The organism is Burkholderia sola, assembly GCF_905400185.1.
Classification (GTDB): Bacteria; Pseudomonadota; Gammaproteobacteria; order Burkholderiales; family Burkholderiaceae; genus Burkholderia; species Burkholderia sola.
Genome location: NZ_FR989677.1, coordinates 1,077,037 through 1,091,579 on the forward strand (window position 1 = coordinate 1,077,037; position 14,543 = coordinate 1,091,579).

Below are 14,543 nucleotides of genomic sequence, written 5' to 3' on the forward strand. Positions count from 1 at the left end.
TTGACTGCATTCTAAATCTAGATCGTCCGCAAATTAATCAGGCTGACATCATCGCATCCGGTGGATAATTCGTCGAGACCCAAGCCCTGACACAGGCACCAAAGCCTCCAAAGAATATACGATGTGTCATGCATCGCGACAGAGCGATGCGATCGCGTAGGAATACACAGCGACGTTGCCAGGATTGTGGATGCTGACCGAATTGAGCAGGTGCTTCGAGCGCTCGCGGCACGCGCCGCGATTTTCGCGTCGTGCTCCGTAAATGCCTGTAGCAGCACGCGCCCGGCCGGGCGTCGAAGTCCGGATAGAAATACCCGGCCTTGCCGAGGAACGGCGAGTTATCGGTCGACAAATGGTCTGCCGTACAGCAGCTCGTAGCACAGGTAGTTCTGCGCGTTTTCCTACGTGCGCGACACCACTGCGTTGCCGTAGGCGGCCATGAACCCGTACACCGGGTAGCGCGGCACTCTCGAATGTCGTGATTTCATAAAGGTCACCGCTGTGCAACGGTGGTGGTCGATCCGCTCAGCCGGAAAATACTTTGAATCGGCCTGGGTTCGCTCGCGTGAGATGGCCGGGCCATTCAATCAGTGCCCCAAAGATGCAGCCAAGCGTATCGAAGCGGCAGCGATCGACATTGCCGCGGCCTATGAACTCGAAATCCGGGAACAGTGGTTGCAGGCGGAAATCGCCTTCGAGCTGCACCACTTCGTGGCCAAGTATGGCCGCGAAGTGATCGATCGGGTGCGGGTCGACCCTCCACCACCTACTTCAACGAAGCATTTACCCTATCTTATTCAAGTTTCCGAAGCCGCATCAAAAACAAAAGTGAAATCACCCGTGTACACCCCTGGCTTTTGTGTACCGTCCAACATACTGCCGCTTCCACCATTAAAAAGTTTGGCTGCGTAGTTGAACGTTGTACCGACGGCGGCATCCGTGCTTGCGATCGTGAAAGTGGCGCTTTGTCCCGGCAAGTAGTCATTGGTACTCGGCCTCGATCCAATTTTGGCGTACGGTCGAATGCGGATATAGCTGCCTGGATCGTCCTTGTGAACCAAATGCACTTGATAGGTATTTCCACTCAGCTCTTGGTTATGGCGATAAGTCACGCGAACGGGACCATAAGAGCTTTTGACACCAAAGCTAACAAGGTGATTTATTGGCTGCTCGCTCCCGTCCCAGTCGTCCGGAACCGGAATTGAAAGTGCCTGATCCAGCGATACGTCTGGTTTCACCTCAAAGTATTTCTGCGAGGGCACTTCACCGGAGATCTGAACATCGAAATCGATCGGCTCCGGATTTCCCGCATACGCCGAGATCGCACATGCACTCGCAGCGATTGCCAAAGCAAGGTTTTTCATCTGATTACTCCTTACTCCACTTCAGTTTCAAACACGAGGGGCACTGTGCCCATATACTTACCCGCCACCGGGGCGGCCTTGATTTTGTCGCTCGCCTCCCCGGGCGTGATCACCAGCTCGATCGACGTGCCGCTCTTCGCCTCGTCCTTCGTCACAACCTCGACAGGATCAGTGCCGACGTCCTTGCCGCCGACCTTGGCACCCACCTTGAAGTAGGCTTGCGCGTCGGCTTCGTGGACGAGGCGCGGCCCCGCGGCGTCTGCAAACTTGACCCGCACCTTGCCCACCCCGCATTTCGCGGTCACCTTCAGCTTCAACGACTCGAACTTTTTCCGGTCGTCGCCCCACTTGATCGGTTGCTGCTTGGTAAGGTCCCAACCAACCGCCTTGATCTCGATACTGCTCGCCACCGGTACCTCAGCGCTCAGCTTGATCTCCAATTCCTGCGGCTTCAGCGGCGCTGCGTGCGCGGCACCGGCGATTGCGATCGCACCCAGCAGACACGCGCGGATGATAGATTGATGCATACATGTTCCAGGAGCGGTTAATAGGGCAGCGCATCGGACTGGCGCTGCCAACCACATTTTCGGTGCCGAGCCAGTTTGACCCAATCAGACAACTCTTATTTTTGCACTCCCGATCAAGAAGGAGCACTCATAGAGGTCATCGGGGTCGCTCCTCGTGGAGCGCGCGACGGTTGTCGACCAACCGACCTATCTCTCGGAGTACACCGCTCGCAAGTTGGTGGGCCAGCCTCACTGCTGCCTTGCCACTTGCGTTGCGGTGGGATACTTCAGCTGAAGAAGGTCATCGTCACGCCCCTGACGCGACTTGTCCGGCCTCGACATGCATCCTCGTTCGCTTTTCACCTTCGCGCAGTTCGAACTCGCAACGCGAGCCGGCTTCGCACGGCAGCTCCTTCGTTTTCCCCGGGCGGATGTAGTACGCCGTCGGTTCACCGCATGCACCGTTCTTCTCCTTGCACACGCGATAGGCCTCGAGCGTCACCATCGAACTTCCCTTGTTCTCGACGATGCTCTTGCCACCCTCCACTTTGAACTCCGTTTGATAGCGCTCATCGCCCGGACGCACGATCACCATGGCCCCGTATCCGGTCAGGACGTTGATGCCCGCGGACAGCGATTCCTTGTATTGCTCGATTTCATCGTTGCTCAGCACAAAGTCGTCTTTCGCCTTCGGCACGACAGGTACAAAGCGCACGCGATAGTAGCGCTCCGCGTCGCGCTTGCCGCGATAGAGCAGACGCACCGATTGGGCACCCTCGGCCGGCACGATCAGGCGAGAGGGACTCGCGATCAGCCCTTGGCCGTCTCGTTGGGTCAACAGCGCGGGGTCGAGCGGCACCTCTTCCTGCTTGCCGTCATCGTTGAACACCACCTCGCTCACCTCGACCCGTACGAAGGCAGTCGCATCCCCCTTATTCCGGATCCGCTTGAGGATCGATGACTGCTTTCCGCCCATGTACTCGAACATGGGGCCAATGTTGATCGACGGCGTGCCCGCACTGACCGAAAGCGAGCACATGGCCAGTAGGCCAGCAAACATACACTTCGCGAGATTGACTTTCATTCGATACTCCTTTTATCGGCACTGAATGCGATCTCGCCCGATGCTTCCGGGGCCCATCTTTCGCTCATTGCGTGTGTGCCAGTTCAAAAATATGCAGCGATTGCGTGGACCTGCTGCATGTCAGAGATCCCATTTTCCGCATGCCGGGTTACGGCGAATATCGGAATAATCTGAAAGCGGCGGCTGCAGCCCTGCTCGCCGCGTCAGTCGGTAATCGCATCAAATACAACGGAGACCCTTCCTGTATAGGTCGTCCCCGGATGCTGGCCCATCTCTGAGACCCCCGGGCCGTCAATGGCGACATGGGCCGTTGCCACGGCATTGTCCAGATACCGGTCGACATCGAGCGCGGCGGGTGCCCGCGTGGTCAGTGGAATCCGACTAAATGGCGCTTTACGGTCAGTAGTCGCGCCGATCACCGTCAACGAAAGATCGACGGGCACGACCGAGCCATGGGCGTTGCGCATTACGCAGCGGCCTGCTGCGTCTTCACCGTCCTCGCACCGCAGGCTTACCCGCAGCGGCTCGCCCGTAGACAGTCCGTACATGACATCACGCTCGATCCTGGTAGAGGGCTTGCCTTCGGCTATCCAGTTCAACCAGCCCTGAGCTGGAGCGAGCTTGACATCGTTACCGGCGCCCGAGTCCGTGATCATGAATTTGTGGCGCACCTTCAGCACGAACGCGACATCAACGCTCGAGCGCGCCACCTGAGCATGCGCGCCGAAGTCGAAATCCTTTCCTGGCCCAACCGTGAAGGTGTGCACCCCTTGGTAAGTGCCATTGGGCAGCGATACGGGATCCGGCGTGACCAGCTCGTAGGCCACGGCAAGTGAACTTCCATCGAGGACGACTGCTCCGGCGGGAAGCGACTGTCGAGGGGTTTTGAAACAACCCCCACCGTCGCGGGGCAAACGCCAACCGAACCGATAGGCATTTGCCGTGGCCATAGGCTGGACGGAGAGCGCCGTACATCCTGCCGGCGGCTGTAGCCAGCCGCCTCCATTCCAAAGGGCCGCATGTGCCGTTTCAGCGCTTCCTGTCGGCGTACCGGTCAGTTGGTACACATCCGGCCGGAGCGTGTATTGCCCGACAATGCCCGCGACCCGGAAGGTGACCGCAGTGACCCGGTTCGTGCGTTCGTCCCTGAGTTCGACGCGAATCGGATGAGCTGGCGCCCGAAGATATACGCCATCCTGCCCATTCGCACCGCTATCGAGTGCACCGTAGCTCACATCGCCCACCGGCAGGTCGACAGTCGTCACACCTGCACAGCCACCAGGATCGGCCGTACAAAAGCTCGCTGGCCTCGTGATGTTGCGAAAGCCGTTTTCGCCTTGGGTCTGCGCACCGGGCAGGTATTCAGCCTCGATCGACATATCGGCGGCACGCGCGACCGTTACGCCGGCTAGCACCAGAACCGAACCGGCCAGCCATCGCATGAGCACGATGAGCGCTCGGGCGGTGGATGCGCGCGCACCCCGATTGGCGCTACCCTTCTGATTAGCCCTGTTCATCACGGCTTTCCCCTGAATCGGCATTGGTCTGCTCCTGTTCACATTCCAACTCCCCGACGATCAGAGAGTCACCTTCCATTTGATGGTCCTGCGGCTTCAGGTGAAGCGTGCGGAGCGGCTTGCCCCCTTTCTCGACCTTTACGATCGGATTGGCGTGGCTCACTTCGAGCGCGAAAAATCCGTCGGCCTCGGTGACCGACCGGCCCGCGGGGCTGGACAGGTGAGCTGCTCGCACCGGATTGCCTGCATGGTCGACCAGTCGACCGATCACCGTCATCGTCTTCATGACCTGTACCTTCTCGTACCCGACGCCGCCCTTGTTCAGGTGGTAATGCGTCGTGCTCGGCTGCAGCGTCGCGGCCGGCGCCTGCGATCGATCGAAGAAATACTGGAGTCGACCCGCGCGATAAGCCGACACGGGCACCAGATTGCGACCCGGGTGCAGTTCAATGCTGCCCCCCGAGGTGTCCTGGGCACGCACCTTGACGTCCTCGAAATCGGATGCCAGGTCCACGATCACCGCGGACTCGCCGTTGAAGGCGTTGCCTTTGCCGGATACGGCAGCGGACTTGCCGTTCGTGCCAACGGTACTGGACAGGTTCATCCCGCCGGCAAAGCCGCCTTCCTTGGACGAGCGCTGGAGGAACGCATCGCCGCGAGCCACCGAATGTTCGAACTGCGTGGTGGCGCCCACGCTCAAGCCATACCGGTCGACGGTTCCGTTCGCCCCCACCGACTTGAAGAAGCCACCGTCGAGCTCCTGCCGTACGCCCAGCGACGCATAATGATCTCGCCGGCCATCCGAGCCGCTTCGCGTTCCGAGGTTCACGTTGTAACTGCGTTTTTCCTTGCCGAGCGCAATACTCAAGCCAACATCGACGCCTCGGTTACGGGTTCTCGCCAACGTCCCGGTGGGGCGATCGAAGCCGGACACACGCCAGGTGAGATCATTGCCGAACAAGCTATGTCGATGCGAAACTGACAGGTCGACACCGAGGCCGGTCGTCGCGCCGCTGGCGTATGAAGCGCGCGACATGATGCTCGTTTGCGGCGTGAAGCGATGGCTCCACGTAATCGCCGAGTCATGCACCTTGCCGCTGCGCACGCTCGCGCGCGCATTCCGATGCCGCCGGTCGCTGCGTTGCCAGCGCTGGCTGTGGCTCAGCGATACGCTCCCGTCCCGGTATGGCATCAGGATCTGCACATCGCCACCGACTCCGTGCTTCGAGGAGTGGTACACATTCCAGTAGGTTCGCGCACGGTCCGTAAACTGCCAGTCGAGCGACGCGCCGAACACGTTGGCGTCGGCCACATGCTGCGCCGACGCACCGAGCACGACCCGCGGATGGGCGAGGTAGTTGATCGCGCCACCCGCGGTGAACGCGTGCGAACGATCCTCGCCGATCAGGTTGCGTTCCTGTCCAGCAAAAAATGCGTACTTCCACCGTTGTGTGGGATCACTCCACGCCGCGGGCTTGTAGACGAGCTCGTTCTGCGTGGACACAACCTGACCATCCTCGACGAGCCGGACCTCCACTTCATAGATGCCGCTGGGCAGCGGGCGCGTATCGACGACCTGCAGCCCCGGTTGCACCGATTGGCTGTGGATCAACGCGCCATTTCGGTAGATTTCCACCATGCCCTGGCGATTGGCGGTCACATAGACGGGATAGAGGCTCGGGCGCGCGCCTTCGACCTCGCGCGCCTCGGAGGTGCCGAACATCACCCCAAGCGTCGTCGCCGCGCCTCCGCCTGGCATGCGCGGAGGCCGGATACCCGTTGCCAGGTCCGGCGTAAAGAAGCCCGCGCGCGCGAATTTGCCCTCGAACTCGCGCTGCGCGTACAGGCGGGGCACCGAGTATTCAATCTCGCTGGCTCGCCGCATGCCGTGGTTCTGCGTCGCCTGCAATCCGGTCGTGATGGACCAGTTACCCACGCTACCGATGGCGTCAAACGAATACCGTCCGCCGATTTCACGGCCCTGGCCACCCGTGAGATTCAGGTAGTTGTACGTAATCAGGCCGGTGCTTCCACTGGCCGGCAACGGATGATATTTCTTCTGCTCACCATCCTGTTCCGCACGGTGCGTCACGATGGATAAAACGGAGTCCTGGAGGTTGTAGTGAAGCGCGAGCACACCGTCGCAGTTGGTCTCGCAGGCGCCGAGCGCACGCGGCTCACGGAGAAATTTTTCGATCAGCTCGCGATCGCCCTGTTCGATGTCGTTGCGCCGCTCATCCGAGAGCGCGACCAACTGGACCTTTCCATCGCGACTCAACGTGATCGTGCCCTCGCCTGCCGAATGGCCATCGAAATCGATTCGCACAACCAGCGGCGAATCGAACAGTTGCTCGAGAAAATCCGCCGGAAGCTGCTCCGCCTGCTCGAACAGGTCCGCTCCCGAGCCGGCAATCTCCGCACGCGCGAACGCGCCCTGTTGGCACAGCGCGCCAATGGCAAGAAAAATAGCAACGCTGATCTTGCTCATTTTTGGCATAGCTGCTCCGACATTCGTCAAATTCCGTTAAATGGTTAACCCGCCAGATGCGCGGAACAATCGAAACCGGACACGCCGCATTGGCGAAATGCGCCACAAGCCACGCGAGCACTACCGCCCGATGGACGTGGTGATTTATCTGTGTGGACGGCCGGGAAGCGCAACGCCGACGGGATACGATCGGTGTCGACTGATGAAATTATGAGAAATTGAATGGCCGAAACGAATCAGAGAATTCTGATTTAGGAGGCCAAGACACGGCTGAAGCGGCTTGGTAAACCGGCAGATTATTAAATAATGAAAAGCGGCGCCGGTTTGTTTGGACAGGCCTGCGCCATGCTGGCGCGCGATGGCCATTGAACCGGCGCCCGCGGGAGGACGGATTCATCGCTATTTATAGGGACGAATCCGTTGTCGTGCGCTGGCGGGGGAGAACCACCACGCACGCGCGAAAGCACCACCTTAAGACTCGACCCCGGTCTCGAAGATCGCAGTCATCGTGCCAGTGTAGGTACCGCTACGCGGGACGCGGTTCGGAGTGTGAAGGCGCAGTCGGGCACCAACCCAGTCGCCTTTGGCGGCCGACCCGGCCCACACGGCCTGCACTCGCTTGCCGTTCATCGCCCCCCAACCGATCCACCCCCCATTCGCTTTAGTTGTATCGGCGTCAAGCTCGACAAAATCGTCACCACTTTCGTGCACGAGCACCCCACGGTTTTCTGCCGACACGTCTTTGCCCTGCAGCGGAGACCGAAGTTCAACATAGATGGGTCCATAGGTGCTTTTCACATCCCATTGGACTTCCACCATCTGGAGACTCCCGCCACTCCAGTCCCAGCCGTCTGGCACGGTCCACTTTACGTTGGCGCCATCCCAGTTGCCCCTGTGCTTTACTTCAAAGACATCCTGCGTCGGAACTTCACCGGCGAGTTGAACCTTGAGATCGATCGGCTCCGGATTTGCCGCATACGCCGACATCGCACATGCACTCGCAGCAATTGCCAAAATCAGCTTCTTCACCTGACCACTCCTTACTCGACTTCAGTCTCAAACATCAACGGCACCGTGCCCGCATAGTTGCCCGCCAGCACTTCCGTCTTGATCTTGTCGCTCGCAACCCCGGGCGTGATCACCAGATCGATCGACTTGCCGTTCTTCGCCTCGTCCTTCGTCACAACCTCGACGGGTTCAGTGCCGACATCCTTATCGCCGACCTTGGCACCCACCTCGAAGTACGCTTCCTCGTCGCCTGTGTGGACGAGGCGCGGCACATCGGCGCTCGAGAACTTGACCTGCACCTTGCCCACCCCGCTTTTCGCACTCACCTTCAGCGTCAGCGGGTTGAACTTTTTCTCGTCGTCGCTCCACACGAGCTTCTGCTGCTCAGCACGGCTCCAACCGTCCTCCTTGATCTCGAAGCCACCCACTGCCGGCACCTCGGCGCTCAGCTTGATCTCAAAGCTCTTCTCCTTGACCTCTGCGTGCGCGGTACCGGCGATTGCGACCGCGCCCAGCAGACACGCACGAATGATAGATTGATGCATACATACTCCAAGAATGATTAATAGGGGCTGCGCAATAGAGTGCGCTCTGCCAGCCACATTTTCGGTTCCGAGCCGCTCCGACTAAATCAGACAACTCTTATTTGTTCTCTGCTGCCACGATAGGATTACTAATATATTTCATCATCTGGGCCGCTTCTCGCGGAGCTCGCGATGGCTATCGGCTAACGGCCAGGCATATCGATTGACTGGGCTGCGCCCAGTTTTAGCCCGAACTGCGATTAGAGCCGAGGCTAAGATCGATGCTTCGCGTCGTACGCCCGTACGAACTGCGAAGGCGTCAGAAAGCAGCCTCGCCAACGAGCAAGCTTTACACTAAACGCCAAGGCGCACCGCAAATACAACACCCTTTTGGACAGGCCAGCGCCACTCGGACACGCAATGGCCATTGAACCGGCGCCTGCGGAAAGACGGATTCGCCCCTGTTTACAGGGACGAATCCGTCGTCGTGTGCTGGCGGGGAGGGCCGCACACGCACGTGCGAAAACACCACCTTAAGACGCGACCTCAGTCTCGAAGATCGCAGTCATCGTGCCAGTGTAGGTACCGCTAGGCGGAATGCCATGCGGAGCCGCCAGCCTCAATCGGACACCAACCCAGTCGCCCCTGGCGGCCGACTCGGCCGACAAAGCAAGGTATCCCTTGTCGCGATTCACGAAATCCCACGACGACCATCCCCCAGTCGACTTGGTTACATTCGCATCGACCTCGATAAAGTCGTCGCCATTATCGTGTAAGAGCACTCCGCGAGCGTCCGTCGACGGGGTTTTCTCCTGCAGAGGAGATCGCAGCTTAATATGGACAGGTCCATAGGTGCTCTTTACGTCCCATTGGACTTCCGCCAGTGTATCCGTCGCCTTGCCACCCCAGTCGTCTGGCACGGTCAACTTTACGTTGGCGCCATCCCAGTTGCCCCTGTGCTTTACTTCAAAGACATCCTGCGTCGGAACTTCACCGGCGATTTGGACCTTGAGATCGATTGGCTCCGGATTTGCCGCATGCGCCGACATTGCACATGCACTGGCAGCAATTGCGAAAATCAGCTTTTTCATCGAACTCCTCCTTACTCGACCTCAGTCTCAAACATCAACGGCACCGTGCCCGCATAGTTGCCCGCCAGCACTTCCTTCTTGATCTTGTCGCTCGCAACTCCGGGCGTGATCACCAGATCGATCGACTTGCCGTTCTTCGCCTCGTCCTTCGTCACAACGTCGACGGGTTCAGTGCCGACATCCTTATCGCCGACCTTGGCACCCACCTCGAAGTAGGCTTCCTCGTCCTGTTGGTGAACGAGGCGCGGCACATCGGCGCTCGAGAACTTGACTCGCACCTTGCCCACCCCGCTTTTCGCACTCACCTTCAGCGTCAGCGGGTTGAATTTTTTCTCGTCGTCGCTCCACGCGAGCTTCTGCTGCTCGGCACGGTTCCAACCCTCTTCCTTGATCTCGAAGCCGCCCACAACCGGCACCTCCGCGCTCAGCTTGATTTCAAAGGTCTTCTCCTTGACCTCTGCGTGCGCGGCACCGGCGATTGCGACCGCGCCCAGCAGACACGCACGAATGATAGATTGATGCATACATACTCCAAGAATGGTTAATAGGGGTAGTGCAATAGCGTGCACTCTGCCAGCCACATTTTCAGCATCTGATCAGCCTGACCCAATCAGATAACTCTTATTTGCGCACAACCAATTAAGACCGGACTACTAACAGATATCGTCAGGGCCGCTTCTCGTGGAGCTCGCGATGGTCGTCGACTAATGGCCAGGCATCGATTGACTGGCCTGCCCCCTGTTTTAGCCCGAACTGCGGTTTGAGCCGAGGCTAACATCGATGCTTCGCGTCGTGCGCCCGCACGAACTGCGAAGCCGTCAGAACGTAACCTCGCCAACGTGCAAGATTCACACTAAACACCAAGGCGCACCACAAATACAACACCCTTACCCATCGATATCCGTCTCAAAGACCACAGACACAAGCCCTGTATAGGCGATGCCGCGTTTCACGGGAATGGTATCGTCAAAATAGACCCCTAGCCGCAATTTCATTTCGCCGCCATTTGCCGCGATTTCTTTACTTGCGACCTCCATTTTCGCCTGATCTACCCATTTCTCACTCGTCCCACCGGCAGCAACCAGCCTTCGCTTTACACCGATCTTCGAGATTCCATCTTCACCCTGGAAACGCCAGCTACCAGCAGCCATTGACTCTCCACCCGAAGTCGCTGACAGCGTCATATGAATAGCGCCATAGCTACTTTTAACTTGAAATGGAAATTCTCTATACCGCACCGTGCCATCCCACTCCTGCGGAATGTCAATCTTGGCCTCCTCACCACTTGCCCAGCCAACTGGCGTTACTTCAAAGACGCCCTGCGGCGGGACTTCACCGGCGAGCTGGACCTTGAGATCGATTGGCTCCGGATTTGCCGCATACGCCGACATTGCACATGCACTCGCAGCAATTGCCAAAATCAGCTTTTTCATCGAACTCCTCCTTACTCGACCTCAGTCTCAAACATCAACGGCACCGTGCCCGCATAGTTGCCCGCCAGCACTTCCTTCTTGATCTTGTCGCTCGCAACTCCGGGTGTGATCACCAGATCGATCGACTTGCCGTTCTTCGCCTCGTCCTTCGTCACAACGTCGACGGGTTCGGTGCCAACATCCTTATCGCCGACCTTGGCACCCACCTCGAAGTAGGCTTCCTCGTCCTGTTGGTGAACGAGGCGCGGCACATCGGCGCTCGAGAACTTGACTCGCACCTTGCCCACCCCGCTTTTCGCACTCACCTTCAGCGTCAGCGGGTTGAACTTTTTCTCGTCGTCGCTCCACGCGAGCTTCTGCTGCTCGGCACGGTTCCAACCCTCTTCCTTGATCTCGAAGCCGCCCACAACCGGCACCTCCGCGCTCAGCTTGATTTCAAAGGTCTTCTCCTTGACCTCTGCGTGCGCGGCACCGGTGATTGCGACCGCGCCCAGCAGACACGCACGAATGATAGATTGATGCATACATACTCCAAGAGTGATTAATAGGGGCAGCGCAATAGCGTGCACTCTGCCAGCCACATTTTCGGTTCCGAGCCGCTCCGACTAAATCAGACAACTCTTATTTGTGCACTGCCGGCAGGATAGGATTGCTAACAGATCCCAACGAAGCCACTCCCAGCGAAACCCCGGTTTCCGCCGACTAACGGCTATGCATTGCAATAGACGACCAGGACGTCGAGTGAAGGTTACTGCCCGGAGGTTGGCCTGCAGCCTTGTGTCATCGAGACAAAAGATCAGTGCTATCGCGCAATGCCGCCGGCGTCTTTAGTGCATCGTCGCCGTTCGCGATGGCAGACGCCACGAGAGAGGCGCTCAACATCACGAACTCCGAGGTTCCGTAGCCCAACCTCTCTGCGGCCCGTTCTACATGGTGATAATCGCCGGGATGGACCTCCAAAACGACTACCTTGTTTTCGCATCGATTGTTATTCACCGAAGCTCTCTCCTTTCGTTTCCCGTGGCCAAGATTTTGAACCCTGTCGGCGGAGTCCAATTGAAGCTGATGGTACCGACAGTGGCAAGCCACATCGATCAGAAATGTCTCAAAAGAGTCTCGGGTTCGCCTCGGCGCAGGCTTCGAGTCAGCGGCGTTACAGAATTCCGACCTTGCGTCGAACGGGGCATCGATAGATAGTCTGATCGGCACGGCGCCATTGAGCGGCCTCGGTTCCGGGGCGTACTTCGCGGACGTACGTGCCGGCCCGCATTGGACCCATCCGGCTTTTCCTCGCCCCCACACCGTCAATGCTTAAGTAGTGCTTCGACTCTCCCGCGGCTCAGACCAAACAACGTCGACGTGACGACGGACAGCACTTTGAAGTCCGCCGAGTCGGCAAGCGCGTCCGATACCGACTGAATGTCCGTCGTCGCCCGCACGACTGCGGGCCCGTGCTTGTCGCCTTGCAGGGCGTGTCCCGCGGTATCGAGGTGGGCGCGCAGCGTGCGGTCCGCTTGCGTCAACCCGTCGAGCGCGTGCACCACCTCGCGCAATGCCGCGCGCCGCGACACGCGGTCGGTAACTTGCCAGCGCGATGGATCGATGGCTTCCGGCACCGCGTCGACTTGCGCGCGGCTGGGACGGCCTCCAGGGAACCGCCTGCCCCCGCCCTGCACCATCAGATGATCGCGCACGATGGGCCAGCGCGACTCCGCCACCGTGAAATCAATCTGGCCGTCCGCGGCCAGCGCCGCGCGAACGCCCGTGCAGGCCAGCGCACGGTCCAGCTCGCGCGTAAAGGCGGCTGCGTCGAGCGGCGCATCTCCAAAGCTGACCGATACCGGCTGCTTGCCCAAGCCGGCCGGGTGGAAAACGAGCGTTTCCGCACCGCCGCTTCGCCATTGCTCGACATCGAGCGCGCGCATGCGGAACGTGCATACTGCATCGGCAGCCGGATGCACCACCAACTGCGCATCCAGCACACCGCCCGCCAGCGCCGCGCGGTCGCGCCAGAGCGCGCCGAATTTCGCAATAAGCGCGGCAGCACCGTCGCCGCTGCGTTCCGCGCCGCTCAAGGCCATGCCGATCGTCCTCTTCAACCCGCGCAACTGCCCGGCGGCCGTCTCGACAAACACCAGCGCGCGCTGCGCGACAGTCACGTCGGCATTCAGTTGTGCGTGGCGTGCGGTGAAGGCGACCGACACGTCCGGGAAGCGCGGCGCCACGGCGGTAATTCCCGATTCCGGTAGGTGGGCAATCGACGCCGAGGTAAGTGCGGCGGCCTGCTTCGTACGAGCACCACGCTGCGTGCGGCTGGCCACGTGCGCATCATCACGCCGGGAAACCAGCCGACCGCGAACGGGTGGGGTAGATCCCATCTTCATCAGCGGGGCCTCAGATTGCGTCGAACAGCGACAACTGCGTCATGCGCGTATAGATCGCGTACGAACCTTTCACGGCTGCGATGTAGTTGTTCAACTGGTCGATCGCCTCGGCAAAGTCCAGTTCCCCCACCAGACTAACGGCTTGCCCGTTGGCGACGAGCTGCGCCGAATGATTCTCGCTCATCAGATCCAGCGTGTTCTGGGCACCGCCCAGATCGGTAATCTTCACGCTCAGGGCATCGATACCGTTGCGCTTGACCGAATCCAATGCCGCACTCAAGACGCCTCGCACCGCCGGTGCGCTCGGATCGACTTCAGGATTCTCCATGGCCGCAATCGCCGCCTCCAGCTTGTTCATCACATCGGCCAGAGGCTCGACCGTGACGTTGGCATTCTGCGTGACGCCGTGGCCGATCACCACTTGCTGCAGTTCACCATTGCCGGCGTACGAGTAGCGACTGCCGACAGGCGCGGTCGCGTCATATGCAATCGGCGCCGTATTCGTTTGCGAGCCGGAGAAAAGAAAGTTGCCATCGCCATCCTTGGCGTTGGCGGCCTGCTTCAGATTGTCGAGCCGCATGCGCAGCGGCGCGGCGAGCGCATTCAGATCGGCCGCGCTACGACTACCGTCGGCGGCAGACAGCAACGAATCGTGCACGGACATCACCGTGTCGAGCATGCCGTCAAGATGCACTTCATTCTTTTGCAAGCGCACCGAGAGGGTATCGATGTTGTTCCGATAACGCTGAAGCAGCGAGGTGTCGCGGTCAATCAGCAGCAACCGCGCGGCCGCAATCGGGTCGTCCGATGCCCGCTGCACTCGCTGGCCCGTGGATATCTTGGACGTGAGATCGGCGGCCATGCTGTTCGACGCGCGTAGCGTCGCGAGCATGGTGTTGCCGAAGTGTTGACTGGCGATACGCATGTGCTCTTTACTGAACGCATCCCGACTGCAATAGCTTTCCTGTGGTCGTACCGAGGTTCGGCTCCCTGTCGATATTCGGCCTCTTTTTCAAACGGCCCACGCGCCACGGCTTCCCGATAGAAAGCGCCGACTCGCGCCTGATTCGCTACCTGGCCTTCAACCACATGCGATTACTTTGCAATCTTTCGACGTTCTCCCTGTGTTAAACGTTAGTCTTCG

Annotated in this window: 13 protein-coding genes and 2 pseudogenes; 1 reads left to right on the forward strand and 14 read right to left on the reverse strand. The window is 59.4% G+C overall.

The features are described from left to right. Positions 1–126: 126 nt before the first annotated feature. Positions 127–461: pseudogene (locus tag KR541_RS36875) on the reverse strand (DUF2827 family protein); the annotation flags it as partial. Positions 462–485: 24 nt separating this feature from the next. On the opposite strand from KR541_RS36875, the pseudogene KR541_RS34865 reads away from it, so the two are divergent. Then, positions 486–756 (forward strand): annotated as a pseudogene (locus KR541_RS34865) (transposase); the annotation flags it as partial. A 41-nt stretch (positions 757–797) separates the two neighbouring features. Here the strand turns inward: KR541_RS34865 and KR541_RS34870 are convergent. The 13 genes from KR541_RS34870 to flgL all read right to left on the reverse strand — a co-directional run bounded on the left by KR541_RS34870 (position 798) and on the right by flgL (position 14,324). Next, positions 798–1,364: a hypothetical protein gene (locus KR541_RS34870; RefSeq protein WP_143328937.1), complete on the reverse strand. Its 567-nt coding sequence runs from the start codon at positions 1,362–1,364 to the stop codon at positions 798–800. Between the two features lie 11 nt (positions 1,365–1,375). Then, complete coding sequence (locus tag KR541_RS34875; RefSeq protein WP_204384639.1) at positions 1,376–1,891, reverse strand: CS1 type fimbrial major subunit; 516 nt, start codon at positions 1,889–1,891, stop codon at positions 1,376–1,378. Between the two features lie 286 nt (positions 1,892–2,177). Further along, a complete protein-coding gene (locus KR541_RS34880; protein ID WP_216090181.1) occupies positions 2,178–2,954 on the reverse strand; it encodes a fimbrial biogenesis chaperone in 777 nt (258 codons plus the stop codon). Between the two features lie 203 nt (positions 2,955–3,157). Continuing rightward, complete coding sequence (locus KR541_RS34885) at positions 3,158–4,495, reverse strand: hypothetical protein (protein WP_216090182.1); 1,338 nt, start codon at positions 4,493–4,495, stop codon at positions 3,158–3,160. Then, the gene (locus tag KR541_RS34890) at positions 4,458–6,959 is read right to left on the reverse strand and encodes a TcfC E-set like domain-containing protein (protein ID WP_216090183.1); all 2,502 of its coding nucleotides are present in this window, start codon (positions 6,957–6,959) and stop codon (positions 4,458–4,460) included. The genes KR541_RS34885 and KR541_RS34890 overlap by 38 nt, the downstream gene beginning before the upstream one ends. 471 nt (positions 6,960–7,430) lie before the next feature. After that, positions 7,431–7,988 carry a hypothetical protein gene (locus KR541_RS34895; protein ID WP_050014180.1) on the reverse strand — a complete coding sequence of 186 codons (558 nt, stop codon included), beginning with the start codon at positions 7,986–7,988 and terminating at the stop codon, positions 7,431–7,433. 11 nt (positions 7,989–7,999) lie between these two features. Beyond that, on the reverse strand, positions 8,000–8,512 hold the full coding sequence (locus KR541_RS34900; RefSeq protein WP_050014179.1) for a CS1 type fimbrial major subunit: 513 nt from the start codon (positions 8,510–8,512) through the stop codon (positions 8,000–8,002). A 512-nt stretch (positions 8,513–9,024) separates the two neighbouring features. Next, a complete protein-coding gene (locus KR541_RS34905; RefSeq protein ID WP_216090184.1) occupies positions 9,025–9,582 on the reverse strand; it encodes a hypothetical protein in 558 nt (185 codons plus the stop codon). An 11-nt stretch (positions 9,583–9,593) separates the two neighbouring features. Next, on the reverse strand, positions 9,594–10,106 hold the full coding sequence (locus KR541_RS34910) for a CS1 type fimbrial major subunit (RefSeq protein ID WP_060733593.1): 513 nt from the start codon (positions 10,104–10,106) through the stop codon (positions 9,594–9,596). Positions 10,107–10,469: 363 nt separating this feature from the next. After that, positions 10,470–11,015 (reverse strand): hypothetical protein, encoded by a 546-nt coding sequence (locus KR541_RS34915; RefSeq protein WP_216090185.1) that lies wholly within the window; start codon positions 11,013–11,015, stop codon positions 10,470–10,472. Between the two features lie 11 nt (positions 11,016–11,026). Further along, the gene (locus KR541_RS34920) at positions 11,027–11,539 is read right to left on the reverse strand and encodes a CS1 type fimbrial major subunit (protein WP_050017733.1); all 513 of its coding nucleotides are present in this window, start codon (positions 11,537–11,539) and stop codon (positions 11,027–11,029) included. A 780-nt stretch (positions 11,540–12,319) separates the two neighbouring features. Next, positions 12,320–13,399, reverse strand: coding sequence for a hypothetical protein (locus KR541_RS34925; RefSeq protein WP_150123376.1), 1,080 nt, complete (start codon positions 13,397–13,399; stop codon positions 12,320–12,322). Positions 13,400–13,409: 10 nt separating this feature from the next. Then, positions 13,410–14,324, reverse strand: coding sequence for a flagellar hook-associated protein FlgL (gene flgL / locus KR541_RS34930; RefSeq protein WP_050017735.1), 915 nt, complete (start codon positions 14,322–14,324; stop codon positions 13,410–13,412). Positions 14,325–14,543 lie beyond the last annotated feature (219 nt).